Annotated in this window: 13 protein-coding genes; 7 read left to right on the top strand and 6 right to left on the bottom strand. The window is 71.4% G+C overall.

Annotation, left to right across the window (positions count from 1 at the left end; all coding sequences use genetic code 11):
* Positions 1–24: 24 nt before the first annotated feature.
* Positions 25–990, bottom strand: a complete 966-nt coding sequence (locus tag O7610_RS17460) for an endonuclease domain-containing protein (RefSeq protein WP_289211366.1) — start codon at positions 988–990, stop codon at positions 25–27.
* Between the two features lie 54 nt (positions 991–1,044).
* On the bottom strand, positions 1,045–1,269 hold the full coding sequence (locus tag O7610_RS17455) for a winged helix-turn-helix domain-containing protein (protein ID WP_278173860.1): 225 nt from the start codon (positions 1,267–1,269) through the stop codon (positions 1,045–1,047).
* Between the two features lie 203 nt (positions 1,270–1,472).
* On the opposite strand from O7610_RS17455, the gene O7610_RS17450 reads away from it, so the two are divergent.
* Positions 1,473–1,844 (top strand): hypothetical protein, encoded by a 372-nt coding sequence (locus O7610_RS17450; RefSeq protein ID WP_281567257.1) that lies wholly within the window; start codon positions 1,473–1,475, stop codon positions 1,842–1,844.
* 63 nt (positions 1,845–1,907) lie between these two features.
* On the opposite strand, the gene O7610_RS17445 is transcribed toward O7610_RS17450, so the two are convergent.
* Positions 1,908–2,651 carry a cyclase family protein gene (locus O7610_RS17445; RefSeq protein WP_289211365.1) on the bottom strand — a complete coding sequence of 248 codons (744 nt, stop codon included), beginning with the start codon at positions 2,649–2,651 and terminating at the stop codon, positions 1,908–1,910.
* 152 nt (positions 2,652–2,803) lie between these two features.
* Here O7610_RS17445 and mfd point away from each other — a divergent pair, with 152 nt between their 5' ends.
* From mfd to O7610_RS17430, 3 genes are read left to right on the top strand one after another with little or no spacing between them, the layout of a single operon-like run.
* The gene (gene mfd, locus O7610_RS17440; protein ID WP_281567259.1) at positions 2,804–6,508 is read left to right on the top strand and encodes a transcription-repair coupling factor; all 3,705 of its coding nucleotides are present in this window, start codon (positions 2,804–2,806) and stop codon (positions 6,506–6,508) included.
* 13 nt (positions 6,509–6,521) lie between these two features.
* The gene (locus tag O7610_RS17435) at positions 6,522–7,205 is read left to right on the top strand and encodes a hypothetical protein (RefSeq protein ID WP_281551788.1); all 684 of its coding nucleotides are present in this window, start codon (positions 6,522–6,524) and stop codon (positions 7,203–7,205) included.
* A complete protein-coding gene (locus O7610_RS17430) occupies positions 7,202–8,230 on the top strand; it encodes a nucleoside triphosphate pyrophosphohydrolase (RefSeq protein WP_281551787.1) in 1,029 nt (342 codons plus the stop codon). Before O7610_RS17435 ends, O7610_RS17430 begins: the two co-directional genes overlap by 4 nt.
* Before the next feature lie 35 nt (positions 8,231–8,265).
* Here the strand turns inward: O7610_RS17430 and O7610_RS17425 are convergent, their stop codons facing one another.
* Positions 8,266–8,862, bottom strand: a complete 597-nt coding sequence (locus O7610_RS17425) for a signal peptidase II (RefSeq protein ID WP_281551786.1) — start codon at positions 8,860–8,862, stop codon at positions 8,266–8,268.
* Between the two features lie 243 nt (positions 8,863–9,105).
* Here O7610_RS17425 and O7610_RS17420 point away from each other — a divergent pair, with 243 nt between their 5' ends.
* The 3 genes from O7610_RS17420 to O7610_RS17410 all read left to right on the top strand — a co-directional run bounded on the left by O7610_RS17420 (position 9,106) and on the right by O7610_RS17410 (position 12,951).
* Positions 9,106–9,807, top strand: a complete 702-nt coding sequence (locus tag O7610_RS17420) for a bacteriorhodopsin (protein WP_289211364.1) — start codon at positions 9,106–9,108, stop codon at positions 9,805–9,807.
* A complete protein-coding gene (locus tag O7610_RS17415) occupies positions 9,804–10,985 on the top strand; it encodes a Brp/Blh family beta-carotene 15,15'-dioxygenase (protein ID WP_281551784.1) in 1,182 nt (393 codons plus the stop codon). Before O7610_RS17420 ends, O7610_RS17415 begins: the two co-directional genes overlap by 4 nt.
* Before the next feature lie 349 nt (positions 10,986–11,334).
* Complete coding sequence (locus O7610_RS17410) at positions 11,335–12,951, top strand: DUF885 domain-containing protein (protein ID WP_281551783.1); 1,617 nt, start codon at positions 11,335–11,337, stop codon at positions 12,949–12,951.
* Here O7610_RS17410 and nudC read toward each other — a convergent pair.
* Positions 12,937–13,782, bottom strand: coding sequence for an NAD(+) diphosphatase (gene nudC / locus O7610_RS17405; protein WP_281567262.1), 846 nt, complete (start codon positions 13,780–13,782; stop codon positions 12,937–12,939). The two genes, O7610_RS17410 and nudC, sit on opposite strands and share 15 nt — an antisense overlap.
* A gap of 10 nt (positions 13,783–13,792) precedes the next feature.
* Positions 13,793–14,503 carry a hypothetical protein gene (locus tag O7610_RS17400; protein WP_289211363.1) on the bottom strand — a complete coding sequence of 237 codons (711 nt, stop codon included), beginning with the start codon at positions 14,501–14,503 and terminating at the stop codon, positions 13,793–13,795.
* Positions 14,504–14,680: the final 177 nt, after the last annotated feature.

Raw genomic sequence — 14,680 nt, 5'->3', positions numbered from 1 at the left:
GCGACCCTGAGACGTCCATAGCGCTCACATGATCTTGGCGTCAGCTGTGGTCGGCGACCGTCCGGCGATCGCCCGGCGGACACTATGAGCGAGCTGTTCTTTTTGTCGGAGCACCTCGTCGGCCGTGCAGCGCACCACCAACCAGCCGGCCGCCTGCAGCGCGTTGTAGCGAGTCACGTCCCGGCGGAGGGTCATGCGTTCCCGGTGGTGGTCACCCTCGTATTCGATGGCGATCCGCCACTGCGGGTAAGCAAGGTCGACGCGGGCGATGAAGCGGCCTCGCGATCCGGGGCGCGCTGCCGACGACGCCACCCCCGGCGGCGGAAGGCGCACCTCGTACTGTGGGGTCGGGCGAGGCAGGCCGGCGTCGTGCAGTAGGAGCCGGAGCCGTGACTCCATCGGCGACTCGGCCAGCGGCTCGGCGAGCGCGACGAGTCCGCGCAGTTGAGCAACGAGGCGCGCACCCGCTTTGGTGTCGAGGTAGCGGGTGAGGGCCTCGCGGCTCAGCAGGCGCCGGTGCAACATGGCGTCGAGTGCGGCGAGTGCGTCGGCGCGGGGCAGCAGCCTGCCCAGATCAAACGCGGTGCGCACCTCGGTGGTCATCGGTATGTCGTTGAACAACGTCGTGACGTCGGTCGGAGCGAGCGTGGCGTAGGTGACCGCGATTTGTCGGTTGGGTTTCGGTCGAGTCGATCGGGGCAGGGTGACGTGCACCGGGCTGCGGCGGGGAAGCAGGTCGACACCGCAGAGGTACGCGGCGCTCAGCCCGCTGATCGCCCCGCCGATCGGCAGTTTCACCGCGACCGCCTCGCACCACATCCGGTGGTCGTCGGGGTCGTACGACGCTGCCTCCACGTAGACGTCGGGAAGCAGCCGTTGCCAGGCAGGGCCGCGGAGCATCCGCCAGGTGATCAGGCCAGCAGCCACCGCTCGGCTGCCGGAGAACGGGGCGAACCTCAACTCGCGGGGGATTCTGGCGGCGACCGGCATCGGCAGAGCCTGCCGGCCAGGAACGACTTCCCGCTGCCCCGGCGGCCGGTTACGTCACCGATCCGACTGTTCCCGCACGAAGACACCTTCGCCTTGGCGGCCTTCGATCAGACCTTCGGCCTTGAGGATCAGCAGAGCCGTCCTGACCGAGCCGTACGACACGCCGTAGTGCTCGATGAGCCCTTGCGTCGTCGGCAGCTGGTCACCGGGTCGTAGCTCGCCTGAGCGAATCTGGGCTCGGATGGCGGAAGCCACCCGTTCGTACTTCGGCGTGGTCATGTCGGTTGGTCTCCCTGGCTCGCAGCGCCAAGTAGACCACTGAAGATCGACAGCGTCTATCACGTCGACAATGTCGACGCTCTGTCGTAACCTCGGTACTGCTCTCCTTGGATCGCAACCGGGTGGAGCAGGACATTGTAGGCGGCCCGGGTGGAGTTGGCGCGCCGTGATCCCGGGCCTTGACCGGGAAGGACCCCCGGCCCATGAGCAATCTACCGAAGCGTGCCCATCCGCCGTGGTGTCTGCGCGGCCTCGACTGCGCCACCACGCCCGACAGCGCCGCCTGGCACTCGTCTCGCCTGCATCGCGTCCCGGCAGCGGAGCACCCCTGCCTGGACGTCGCCGTCGGCCGCTGGCAACTCGACCCGGCCGAACCAGCGCAGGCGGCCCGAAGGCAGCCGACCGGCGCGACCGGTACGGCGGCGGTGCTGGCTGGCGGCGTACTACTGGAATTTCGGCTCGGTGGCGCCGTCGACCAGTGGCCGGTCGACGGCGCGCAGGCGCTCGCCCTGACCCGGCTCATCCCGCGACTGCTGCGCGACGACGTCGCGCCCCGACGCCGCCGCGCAGCCTGACGAGGTGCCGGCTGACGGTCGAGGCCGGCGCGTCGCCGGTCGGCGACCGTAGGTTCAGTACGGTCAGTCGACGATGGCGTACGCGTGGACCGGCGCGGTGTCCAGCCCGGCGAACATCGGCGGTACGGCGCTGAACCGGAACCCGTACGCCGGTAGCTCGCCGAGCCCACGTAGGTGCTCGACGATCGGGATCCCGGCGGCCAGCAGGATGCTGTGCGCCGGCCGGGCACCGTTGGCCGAGGGTGCGGTGTCGTCGATGTTGATCGAGTCGATGCCGACCAGGGCAACCCCGGCCGAGGCCAGCAGCTCCGCCCCGTCTGCCGTCAGGTACGGGTGGTCCGGGTCGGCGTACCGCTCGGTGCCGAAGTGTGCCGACCAGCCGGTGTCCAGCAGCACCGCCCGCCCCGCCACCGCGCCGCCGGCGGCCGTACCGTCGCCGGCGGCCGTGTCGCCGACGACGGCAGCCCCGGCCAGGTGCGGGCGCAGCAGCGCGGCGTCCACCGCTCGCGTCGAGGGCGGCACCCGGACCACCACGCCGGGGAGATCAGCCAGCTTTTCCAGCGGCAGCCCGGCCAGGTCCGCCCCGTCGGACCAGCGGTGCGACGGGGCGTCCAGGTACGTGCCGGTGTTGCCGATCATCGTGATCTGGTTGATCCGGAACGTGGTGCCGGCCGCGTACCGCTCGGCCGAGGCCTCCCGGCTGAGCCACTCGGTGATCGCCGGGGCGGGTAGTCCCGGATAGGTGACCATGCCGTCCCGGACGACGTGGCTGAGTTCGACGAACCGTTTCTTGGTCGGTGTGCCCATGTCCGGCGAGGTTAGTGGGTGAGGGCGGATCGGTGGGCGGATAGGCTGGTAGGCCTGACCCCCCGCCCGGACCGGGCGTGGGGTTGTCGTCGCGTGCGCGCCGCCGAAGCGCGCACCACAGCAAGGCGTATCCCACCGCGAAGGTTGTGATCATGACCGCGCTCGCCGGCCTGCTCAGCGCCGCCCTCGCCGATCCCGCCCTGACCCGGGTACGGGATCTGGCCAAGATCGCCACGCCGGAAAAGGACGGGTTGGACGTCACCGCGCCGCCGGCGCTGCGTCCGTTCACCGTCGCGGCGGTGGCCGCCGAGGCGCAGGCGGGCGGGGCGGGGCGACCGGTGCTGGCGGTCACCGCGACCAGCCGGGAGGCCGACGACCTGGCCGCCGCCCTCGGTGACCTGCTGCCGGCCGGCCAGGTGGCGGTCTTCCCGAGCTGGGAAACGTTGCCGCACGAGCGGCTGTCGCCCCGCTCGGACACTGTCGGGCGGCGGCTGGAGGTGCTGCGCAGGCTCGCCCATCCGGATGCCGAGTCGGCGCGCGGGGTGACCGGTGCGCTGCGGGTGGTCGTGGCCCCGGTACGCTCCGTGCTGCAGCCTCAGCTCAAAGGGCTCGGTGACCTGGAACCCGTCCAGCTGGCACCGGGACGGGCGGCCAGCCTGGAGGAGGTCGTCGACCGGCTGGTCTCGATGGCGTACGCACGGGTCGACCTGGTCACCAAGCGCGGTGAGTTCGCGGTTCGCGGCGGCATCCTGGACGTGTTCCCGCCGACGGACGAGCACCCGTCCCGGGTCGAGTTCTGGGGCGACGACGTCGAGGAGATCCGTACCTTCGCCGTCGCCGACCAGCGCACCATCGAAGCCGTCGACCGCCTGTGGGCACCGCCGTGCCGCGAGTTGCTGCTCACCGAACCGGTCCGGCGGCGGGCCACCGAGCTGGCCCAGCAGCACCCCGAGCTCGGCGAGATCCTGGACAAGCTAGCCGAGGGCATCCCGGTCGAAGGCATGGAGTCCCTCGCCCCGGCCCTGCTCGACGGCACCGACAGCATGGAGCTGCTGCTGCACTGCATGCCGGCCGACACGCACGTACTGCTCTGCGACCCGGAGCGGATCCGCACCCGGGCGCACGATCTGGTCCGTACCTCGGCGGAGTTTCTCGAGGCCAGCTGGGCTGCGGCCGCCGTCGGTGGCCAGGCCCCGATCGACCTGGGCGCGGCCGCTTTCCGCGCCCTGGCCGAGGTACGCGCGGTGGCCGCCGCGCTCGACCAGCCGTGGTGGACGCTGTCCCCGTTCGGCCTGGCGGAAGCCGACAGCGCGACCGACCCGGCGTCTGACGTCGCGCCGTGGGAGGACGCGCTGGCCCCGGTGAGCGTCAGCCCGGACGTCGGGGACGCGATGGCCTTGGCCGCCGTCCCAGCGCCGCTCTACCACGGCGAGACCGCGCGGGTCGTCGACGACCTGTTGCGCTGGACCGGTGACGGTTGGTCGGTGGTGCTGGTCTTCGAGGGGCACGGGCCGGCGCAGCGCTCGGTCAGCGTGCTGCGCGACGCCGGGCTCGGCGCGACCCTCACCGAGACCGTGCCAAACGCGCCGAAAGCCGGCGAGCTGATCGTCACCTGCGGCCGGGTCGGCAACGGTTTCCTCGCCGAACGGGCCAGGCTCGCCATCGTCACCGGCGCCGACATCAGCGGCGGCCGGGGCGCGTCCACCAAGGACATGCGGAAGATGCCGAGCCGGCGGCGCAACACCATCGACCCGTTGGAGCTGCGCGCCGGCGACCACGTCGTGCACGAGCAGCACGGCATCGGCCGCTACATCGAACTGGTGCAGCGCAAGGTCAACGGCGCCGACCGGGAGTACCTGGTCATCGAGTACGCGCCGGCCAAACGCGGCCAGCCCGGCGACCGGCTGTTCGTGCCGACCGACCAGTTGGACCAGCTGTCCCGCTACGTCGGCGGGGAGCAGCCGACGCTGCACAAGATGGGCGGCTCGGACTGGCAGAAGGCCAAGACCCGGGCCCGCAAGGCGGTCCGGGAGATCGCCGCCCAGCTGATTCAGCTGTACGCGGCCCGCAAGGCCGCCAAGGGGCACGCGTTCGGCCCGGACACCCCGTGGCAGCGGGAGCTGGAGGACGCCTTCCCGTACACCGAGACTCCGGACCAGCTGGCGGCGATCGACGAGGTCAAGGGCGACATGCAGCAGTCGACCCCGATGGACCGGCTGATCTGCGGCGATGTCGGTTACGGCAAGACCGAGATCGCGGTACGGGCGGCGTTCAAGGCGGTACAGGACGGTAAGCAGGTGGCGGTGCTGGTGCCGACGACGCTGCTCGCCCAGCAGCACTACAACACGTTCGCCGAGCGGATGGCCCAGTTCCCGGTCGAGATTCGGCAGCTGTCCCGGTTCCAGACCCCCAAGGAGACCGAGCAGACGCTGACCATGGCCGCCGAGGGCACCGCCGACATCGTCATCGGCACCCACCGGCTGCTGCAGTCGGCCACCCGCTTCAAGGCACTCGGGCTGATCATCGTCGACGAGGAGCAGCGGTTCGGGGTGGAGCACAAGGAGCACCTGAAGTCGCTGCGCACCTCGGTCGACGTGCTGACCATGTCGGCGACGCCGATCCCGCGCACCCTGGAGATGGCGATCACCGGCATCCGGGAGATGTCGACGATCGCCACCCCGCCGGAGGAGCGCCACCCGGTGCTGACCGCCGTTGGAGCGTACGACGACAAGCAGGTCGCCGCCGCGATCCACCGCGAGCTGCTCCGCGACGGCCAGGTCTTCTACCTGCACAACCGGGTCGAGTCGATCGACAAGGCGGCCCGGCGGCTACGGGAGCTGGTGCCGGAGGCGCGGGTCGCGGTGGCGCACGGTCAGATGGGTGAGGACGCCCTGGAGAAGGTGATGGTCGGCTTCTGGGAGAAGGAGTTCGATGTCCTGGTCTGCACCACGATCGTCGAGTCCGGCATCGACATCCCCAACGCGAACACGCTGATCGTGGAGCGGGCCGACCTGCTCGGCCTGGCCCAACTGCACCAGATCCGGGGCCGGGTCGGTCGGGGTCGGGAGCGGGCGTACGCCTATTTCCTCTACCCGCGCGAGAAGCCGTTGACCGAGCACGCGCACGAGCGGTTGTCCACCATCGCCCAGCACACCGAGTTGGGCGCCGGCATGTACGTGGCGATGAAGGACCTGGAGATCCGGGGCGCCGGCAACCTGCTCGGCGGCGAACAGTCCGGCCACATCGAGGGCGTCGGGTTCGACCTGTATGTGCGGATGGTCGGCGAGGCGGTGCAGAACTTCAAGGGCGAGGCGCCCGACGACGCCGAGGCCGCCGAGGTGAAGGTCGACCTGCCGGTCGACGCGCACCTGCCGCACGACTACATCGGCGTGGAACGGCTTCGCCTGGAGATGTACCGCAAGCTGGCCGGGGCCCGCGACGCCGCCGCGCTGCAGGAGGTCGTCGCCGAGATGACCGACCGGTACGGCGAACCACCGGCGCAGGTCGGCAACCTGGTGGCGGTGGCGCGGTTCCGGCTGCTGGCAAAGGCGTACGGGCTGACAGACGTGTCGATGCAGGGCAAGCATGTCCGGTTCGCCCCGCTGGTGCTGCCCGACTCGAAGCAGCTGCGGCTCAAGCGTTACCACCCGGACTCGGTCTACAAGTCGGCCGCCGACCAGGTCAGCGTGCCCCGGCCGACGACCCGGCGGATCGGCGGCGAGCCGCTGCGCGACCAGGCGCTGCTGGACTGGTGCGCCCAGCTGCTGCGCGACGTGCTCGGTGACCCGCCGACCACGGGTGTCGTACTGTCGACGGACAGTGCCCGGGTCGGTGCACCGGCCGGTAGGGGTGCGTGAGAGAGTGTCGTCCATGCAGCGTGTCCGTCGTCTGGCGTCGATCACCGTCATTGCCCTGGTCGGGGTCGCCGCACTGTCCGCCTGTCGGTCGCAGCCCGGGGTCGCCGCCTACGTCGGCGACGAGCAGTACACCGAGGAGCAGGTGACCAGCCTCATCGACGACATGGCCGACCAGCTCGGCGAGCAGGCCGACCAGCAGGGTGCCCCGCCGCTGCCGACTCGGCAGCAGGTGGTCAGCGCTCTGGTGCTCGCCGACGTCTGCGCCCAGCTCGATGCGCCGAGCGGCGCGCAGCCGGTCTCCCCGGAGCAGTTGGGTCTGCCGCCCGCATCGGAGTACGGGCAGACGGCTTCGCAGGCCTGGACCTGTATCGTCGGTCTGCAGGCCGGCGGCCAGGTGCAGCCGACCCGGGAAGAGCTGTTCGACCTGGTCGAGAAGGGCCGGGCCGCTGGGGTGATCCCGGACGAGGTCACCGACGAGGAGGCCGCCGGCCAGCTCGACGGTGAGCAGTTGCGCTCCTCGCTGGCCGCCCGCGATGCGCTCGCCGACGCGGTCGCCGAGCAGGACGTGACGGTCAACCCGCGGTACCGTCCGCTGGAGTTTCCGGTGCTCAGCTTCCAGGCGCCTCAGGGCAACGTGATCGCGGTCGGCATCCCGCTGGGCGACGGCGACTCGGGCACGGTCTCCGAACGGCAGTGAACCCCCGGATCATCCTGCTGGTCACCTCGCCCCGGCTGCCGGCCGGGCTGCTCACCGCGCAGGCCTGGGACGTCGTACGCCGGTTTCCGGTGTTCGCCGCCGCGGACAGTGAGCTGGCCGCGGCGGTCAGCGTCGCCGGTGGCGCTGTCACTGTGCCGGCACCGAAGTCGGAGTCGGTTGAGGAGACGCTGCTGGCGGCCGCCGCCGAGCACGGTACGGCGGTGTGGCTGGCCGGTCCGGCCGGTGACGAGGACCTGGCCCGCCAGCTGGGTCTGCGGCTGGCCCGCGAGCCCGCACTGGCCGAGCTGGAGCTGATGTACGGCTCCTGGGATCCGCCCGGCGCCCGGCTGCTCGACGCGGTCGAGGTGATCGACCGGCTCGTCTCACCGGGCGGCGATCCGTGGAAGCGGCAGCAGACCCACGACTCGCTGGCGCGGTATCTGCTGGAGGAGAGCTACGAGGCGTACGACGCGATCTCCGCCGGTGACCTGACGGCGCTGCGCGACGAGCTGGGTGACGTGCTGCTGCAGGTGGTGCTGCACGCCAGACTCGCCCAGGAGCTGCCGGACGGTGAACGCTGGGACGTCGACGACGTGGCCGGTGGCCTGGTGGCGAAGATGATTCGCCGCAACCCGCACGTCTTCGCCGGTGTCGCGGTGGCCGACGTCGATGAGATCATCGACAACTGGGAGCGGATCAAGGCCGCCGAGCGGGCCGCGTCGGGTGTCGCTTCCGAGGCGGGCGGCACTGCCTCACCGATGGACGGGATCGTGCTCGCCCAGCCGGCGTTGTCACTGGCCGACAAGGTGCTGCGGCGGGCTGGACGCGCTGGGGTCGACGTACCGCTGCCGCAGCCGGACGCGGCCGACCTGAAGCCGGACGGTGCGGCGGATCCGTCGACGCGGCTCGGCGCGCAGTTGCTTGCGCTGGTCGCGCAGGCCCGAGCCGACGGCCTGGACGCCGAAGGCGCGTTACGCCGGGCAGCCCTCGCGTACGCCGCCGCCGTCCGCGCCGCGGCCGGGTGACGACAGTGACCGGGTGACGGCGGTGTGGCGTGGCGTCACCGGTCGGCACCGTCACCGGTCGTCGGCTCGGATACCTCCGGGCGGAGCCGGATGCCGATCAGTTCCAGGGTGAGGAACGTGACGACGCCGAAGAAGAGCGCGATGTCGGCGACGTTGCCGATGAACCAGTCGAAGTACGCGATGAAGTCGACGACGTGGCCCTGCCCGAACGACGGCTTCCGGAACAGCCGGTCGAGCAGATGGGTGAACGCCCCACCCAGCACCAGGCCGAGCGCCGTTGCCCAGGCCCGGGAGCGGGCCCGCCACGCGAACCAGGCGGTCACGCCGACGCCTATCGCGGCGGCGATGGTGAAGATCCACGTGGTGTTCTCGCCAAAGGAGAACGCGGCACCCGGGTTGTAGATCAGTTGAATGCCGAGGGCGTCGCCGATCAGCGGGGTCCGCTCGCCCCGGGTCAGCGTCGCCTCCGCCCACATCTTCGTCAGCTGGTCGACGACGAGCACCGTGGCGGCGATGACGAAGGCGAGCCATGGGGCGCGGCGGGTCCACCGTTGCCGCCGGGGCGCGCGTGCTGCCGTACCGCCGTCGGTCGGTTCGTGGATGCTCTCGTCGGTGCCGGCCTGCTCGTTCATGATCGGTGATTCTCCCACCGCTGCCCGGAAGTGCACAGCCGCGTCGACAGGCTCTCCGGACCCACGCCCGCACCCGGCCCGGCAGGTCGGAGCACGCCACTGGCTCCGCCTGCACGACTCAAGCCTAGGTGGACGGTGCACCTGGCAGGTCGGCTGATGTTGCGAATGGCCACCAAGAGCGTGGCAAAGGGGATACCGTTGGGAGGATGTTCCGGCGGGCTTCCCGACTGCGGAGGGTTCGTGGTGTCGCAGTTGTGGTTGTGGTCCTTCGTGGTGGTCGCGCTCGGTGCCGTGCTGTACTTCGTCCGCTGGATGCGCGAGCCCAAGGGCGTCCCGGTCGCCGTGTACCTGCTCGCGATCGTCATCCTGATCTGGTCTGCCATCTGGCACTCGGTGATGGCGCTCGGCGGCGCCCTGACCACGGTCGGCGACCATGCCGTGCACTGGGGGTACTACGCCGACTGGATCGTCACCGCCCCGTTGCTCGGCTACGCGCTGGTGCTGGTCGGAACGCATGCGTCGGCCGGCAGGAGGACCGACCTGGTGGCCCTCGTGGTAGTGACCAGCGTTCCCATGATCTTCTGCGGACTGGTCGGGGACCTGGCGCTCGAACCGACCACGCGGTACCTCGCCTACGGCGTAGGCGTGCTCGCGCTCGGCGCCAACTATGCCGTGATCTGGGGGCCGCTGCGCAGAGCGGCGGCCCAGCAGCCGGACCACATGCGGACTCACTTCAACCAGTTGGCGGCGCTGCTCAGCGCCCTGTGGCTCGGCTTCACCCTGGTCTGGCTGGTGGGGCCAGCCGGTCTCGGCGTGTTCGATGAGCCCACCACGACGGCGGTGTTCGTGGTCCTGACGGTGCTGATGAAGATCGTGTGGAGCGCGTTCGACCTGGGGCGGCTGCGGTTGTTCGCCAACCGGGATGCGCTGCACGTCGTGCATTGAGTGCCGGCCGCTGGCTGCTGCGCCGTGCCGGGCGGGTCGTCGTCCCGGCGTTCGGCGCGGTGCTGCTGATCCAACTGCCGGTGCTGAGCCACCCGACATCAACGGCCGATTCCACGCTGCCGTTGCTGGTGGGGCTGTTACTCGGCCTACCCCACGGTGCCGTTGACCATCTGGTGCCGGCCTGGCTGAAACCCGCCGCCGACGAATGGCGAGCACGGGCAGGTCTACTCGTCGGGTACGTCTGCCTCGCAGTCCTCGTCTGGTGGATCTGCTACCGCGCCCCCGGTCCGGCGTTCGTCGCCTTCCTCATCCTCGCGATGGTCCATTTCGGCGCCGGTGACGAGGCGTTCCACCGGCAACGGGACGCGCGACGAACACCGACTCGGCCGTACGCCGTGCTCGCCTACGGAGCGCCGCCGGTGCTGCTGCCGCTGACGCTCTGGCCGGACCAGGTTGATCCGCTGCTGGAGAGCATCGGCGCCGGTTCGGCGTACCTCCTGAGCACCGAGGCCCGGGTGACTGCCGTAGCGCTCGCTGGCGCGGCGGTGGTCGCCACCATGGTCGACGACCTGCGGGCTGGCCGGCGCGGTGACGCCGGATACCTCGGGCTGCTGATCGCCGTGTTCGTGCTGGTGCCGCCCGCGTGGGCGTTCGGCACCTACTTCGCGGCGGGTCACTCGGTGCGGCATGTGGCCCGGCTGCTGGTGGCCGACCCCGGCAACGCTGCCACCCTGGCCGCCGGTCGGCTCGGTCCGGCAATGTGGCGGTTCGCTGCCCAGGCGGCGATCCCTACCGGGGCCGTACTGGTTGTCCTGGTGCCGTTCGCCGTCTCGGCCACGCCGGAAGTAGGGCTGTCCACTGGTTTCGCGGTGTTGGCCGGGTTAACCGCGCCGCACGCCCTGCTGGTGTTCTGGCTCGACCGGCGCGGCGTCGACTACCCGGCGGGAGGGGGGTCGGTCCGGCGAATCTCGACCCAACCCGATGGCGAGGCCGGTCGCGACGATCAGTACGCCGACGCTCTGCCCGGCCGACGGCGGTTCCCGGTCGAGCAGAGCGGCCGAGACGAGGGTGGCGACCGGCAGCACACCGATGAACATGCCGGCGCGTTCCACCCGAGCCGGCGCAGCCCGGTGAACCAGGCCAGGAACCCCACCACGGTCAGAATCACCGCCAGGTAGCCGAGCGCCGCCGCCTCGGCCGCCGTCGGTAGCCGCCAGCGGGTCGCCTCCCCGGCGACGAGCGCGGCCAGCGCGAAGATCGGCACCGCCAACCCGCAGCTGTACGCGGAGACCCGTACCGCCCCGAGCCGGTCCAGCAGGGCGGCGGCGAGCAGTGAGAACGCCACCTCGCCGGCGAGCGCCCGGTTTCGCTGTCCGCAGCCCGGCTCGGGCCGCCACCACCGGCGGCTCGGCCCGGACTGGTGCTCGGCTATGCCGCGTATTGACCGGACGAACTGGAGTCGGCGGTCCGGACACTCGCCGGGTTGCTCGACGCACAGCGTCGGTGGGATGGCCTAGGGTCGGTGGCATGGCGTCGTTCGTACCTCTGGCTGAACGCATCATCGACGCGCTGCTCGCCAGCGACCCCGCTCTGGCGTCGTCGGCCGGCGACCACCGCCACGACGACCGGCTGCCGGACCTGTCGGTCGACGGGGTCGCCGCGACCGCGACGATGCTGCTGGATGCCACCAACGCGCTCGCCGAGGTGGACGCGGACATGCTGTCCACCCAGGAGCGGGTGGACCACACCATCCTGTCGGCCATGGTCGACCGGCGGCTGTTCGAGCTGACCGAGGTGCGCTCCCGGGAGTGGAATCCGCTGGTCTACAACCCGGGGGCGCTACTGCACGGGCTGATCGCCCGCCCGTTCGCGCCGGCCGCGCAGCGGCTGACCAGCCTGGCCGGGCGGCTCGGCGCCGTACCGGACGTGCTGGCCACCGCCCGCGAGACGCTGCGCGGCGTGCCGGCTATCCACGCCGAGACCGCCGCCGGCCAGTTCGCCGGTACCGCCGCGCTGGTTCGCGACCAGGTGCCGGGGCTGCTGGCCGAGGAGCCGGGGCTGCGGGACAAGGTCGAGCCGCTGGCGGCCGAGGCGGCGTTCGCGTTGGACGAGTTCGCCGGCTGGCTTCGCGACAGCCTGGACCGCGACGTCGACCGGCGGGATCCGCGGCTGGGCCGGCGGCTGTGGGAGGCCCAGCTGTGGCACACCCTGGACACCGAGCTGACTGCCGCCGACGTACTGGACCGGGCCTGGGCGAACCTGGAGCGGGTGACCGGTGAGATCCGGGTGGCGGCGGCCGAGCTGACCGGTGGGCCGGCCACCGACGAGACGGTACGCACCGCGCTGGCCCGGTTGGCCGCCGAGCATCCGGACGACTCGTCCATCGTGTCGCTGGCGCAGACCGCGATGCGGGAGACAACCGAGTTCGTCGCCGCTCACGATCTGGTGTCGATGGTGGACGACCGGTGCGTCATTCAGGAGATGCCGGAGTTCGCCCGGGGCGTCGCGGTGGCCTACTGCGACCCGCCGGGGGTGCTGGAGCGGGCCGATGTACCGACGTTCTACTGCATCGCACCGACGCCGGCGGGCTGGCCGGCCGGGCGGGTCGAGTCGTTCTACCGTGAGTACAACGACCACATGGTGCGCAACCTGACCGTGCACGAGGCGATGCCGGGGCACTTCCTGCAGTTGGCGCACGCCCGCCGGTTCCTCGGCACCACCCGGGTGCGGGCGGTCGGCCGGTCCGGGCCGTTCGTCGAAGGCTGGGCGGTGTACGCCGAGGAGATGATGGTCGACGCCGGTTTCGGCGGCCTGCCGGTACGGTTGCAGCAGTTGAAGATGCAGCTGCGGATGACCATCAACGCGATCCTGGACCAGTTGACGCACTGCGCGGAGCTGCCGCAGGCCGAGGCGATGGCGTTGATGACCGGCCGCGGCTTCCAGGAGGAGGGCGAGGCGGCCGGCAAGTGGCGGCGGGCGCTGCTGACCTCCACCCAGCTGTCCACGTACTTCGTGGGCTACGCCGAGGTGGCGCAGGTGGCGACGGCGCGGCCGGCCGGCGTACCGGCGCGGCAGTGGCACGACGCGATGCTGGCGCACGGCTCGCCGCCGCCGCGGCACCTGCCGGCGCTACTGCCGGTCTGACCTGCCGGCGCGCTGGTGTTCGATCAGCCAGCGGGAGATCGAGTACGCCGCCGGCAGTTCGGTCGGCAGATCGTCCAGGGCGAACCAGCGGGCCTCGGCGATTTCCCGGCCGTCGACGACCGGTTCGGCGTCCGGCGCGGCGCGGGCGGTGAAACCGGCGAGCACCACGCCGGGTCCGGACATCGCCCACGGCTGGCTGCCGAAGTAGTCCACCTTGTGCACGTCGAGGCCGACCTCCTCGGCGACCTCGCGGTGCACCGCCTCCTCCAGCGTCTCGCCGGCCTCGACGAAGCCGGCGACCAGGGCCCAGACGGCGGTTGGCCCGTAGGTGTGCCGGACCAGCAGCAACTCGTCACCGTCGGGGCCGGGACTGCGGGTGACCGAGGCCAGCACGGCAGGGGAGAGCTGCATCGGTACGTACAGGTCGCAGCCGGGGCAGCGGCGGGCATGCTCGCCGGGCACCTCGACCAGTTCTGTGGCGCAGGCTCCGCAGAACCGGTGGGTACGCCGCCAGGTGATCACCTGCAGGGCACGTCCGGCGAGCGCGGCGAGTGGCTCACCCAGCTCGCCGGCCATCGCCGGCCAGCTCCGCCAACCGCCGAGCTGGTCGTCGACGGCGGGCAGGCCGGCTGCCCACACCCGGGTGCCGTCCAGACTGCCCAGCGGCACCCACTCGGTGCCGGCCGGTAGATCGGCCACCGACGGTAGTCCGCCGTCGGCTCCGACCAGCAGCCGGCGGCCGGCCACCACCAGACACGGATCGGCCGGGTCGGCGCCCTGGCCCACCCGGGCATCGGGTACGAATCGGCTGGGCGGGGCCGGGTCGGCCACGGACGGCCCGCTACGCCGGGCTGGGTCGACGGTCGACGGACCGGGCTCCGTGGGGGAGCGTGAAGGCGGTCTCGTCGGCAGTGTCACTGTACCGGCTTATCGCGAATTCAACGGTCTGTCCATCGACCACCCCGGTGAAGCTGCCCAGCGCGCCTTCGGTGGTGACACACACGTCGAACCGGGACACCGCCGCCCCCTGCACCTGGCTGACCTGCACACAGGTGGCGTGTCTGCCGGCGATCGTGGTGTCGTTCTGGCTCACCACGGCCGCCGGATCCAACGCGGTGGCGTTGAGCAGCGTGATCACCACCGGTGGGGTCACCAGGCCGCCGGCGTTGGCGTCGGTGAACAGCTCCGGATCCGGTTGGGCGGAAGGGGGCGGCCCGCTGGTCAGGGTGCAGACCGGCGGGGAGTCGTCGGTGTCACACTCGGTGGTGGTCTCGTCGGTGACGATCAGCTTGCCGCCCGGGTAGACGTACGCGGTACGTTGCGGGGTCTGCGCCTGCACGATGCTGGCACTGGCCCCGCCGACCAGCTGGTACTCGGCCGAGTAGGTCAACGCCCTGGCTCCGTCGAGTCGGGCGGCCAGCTCGTTGACCAGGTCGGCCGGCTGGATGGTCTGGCCGGCGTCGGCGATGGTCTGACAGCCGGCGACCAGCAGCAGCGTGCCGGCGGTGGTGGCCGCTGCGGCGCGGCGGAACCGGTTCTCCGTTGCACGCATGGTGACAGGGTGACCGATCCTGTCCACCCGCCGCAAACCGATTGCCATCAATGTCAGTAAATGGGATCGATGCCGGATCCGGGTGGTTCCCGACGTGTACATCCCGCGTTTCGGAAGCCAGCGCCCGCAGCGTCACCGTCGCCCGATACGCTGCCACCGGAACGGTCGGCCGCACCG

Source organism: Solwaraspora sp. WMMA2065 (assembly GCF_030345075.1).
Taxonomy (GTDB): Bacteria; Actinomycetota; Actinomycetes; order Mycobacteriales; family Micromonosporaceae; genus Micromonospora_E.
This window is presented reverse-complemented; position numbering and strand designations above follow the sequence as displayed.

Bases quoted from the DNA above. Each gene is read 5' to 3' on its own strand.
- O7610_RS17400 (WP_289211363.1), bottom strand. From the start codon at position 14,503: ATGCGTGCAACGGAGAACCGGTTCCGCCGCGCCGCAGCGGCCACCACC.
- O7610_RS17450 (WP_281567257.1), top strand. From the start codon at position 1,473: ATGAGCAATCTACCGAAGCGTGCCCATCCGCCGTGGTGTCTGCGCGGC.
- O7610_RS17425 (WP_281551786.1), bottom strand. From the start codon at position 8,862: ATGAACGAGCAGGCCGGCACCGACGAGAGCATCCACGAACCGACCGAC.
- O7610_RS17410 (WP_281551783.1), top strand. From the start codon at position 11,335: ATGGCGTCGTTCGTACCTCTGGCTGAACGCATCATCGACGCGCTGCTC.
- O7610_RS17460 (WP_289211366.1), bottom strand. From the start codon at position 990: ATGCCGGTCGCCGCCAGAATCCCCCGCGAGTTGAGGTTCGCCCCGTTC.
- O7610_RS17455 (WP_278173860.1), bottom strand. From the start codon at position 1,269: ATGACCACGCCGAAGTACGAACGGGTGGCTTCCGCCATCCGAGCCCAG.
- O7610_RS17435 (WP_281551788.1), top strand. From the start codon at position 6,522: ATGCAGCGTGTCCGTCGTCTGGCGTCGATCACCGTCATTGCCCTGGTC.
- O7610_RS17445 (WP_289211365.1), bottom strand. From the start codon at position 2,651: ATGGGCACACCGACCAAGAAACGGTTCGTCGAACTCAGCCACGTCGTC.
- mfd (WP_281567259.1), top strand. From the start codon at position 2,804: ATGACCGCGCTCGCCGGCCTGCTCAGCGCCGCCCTCGCCGATCCCGCC.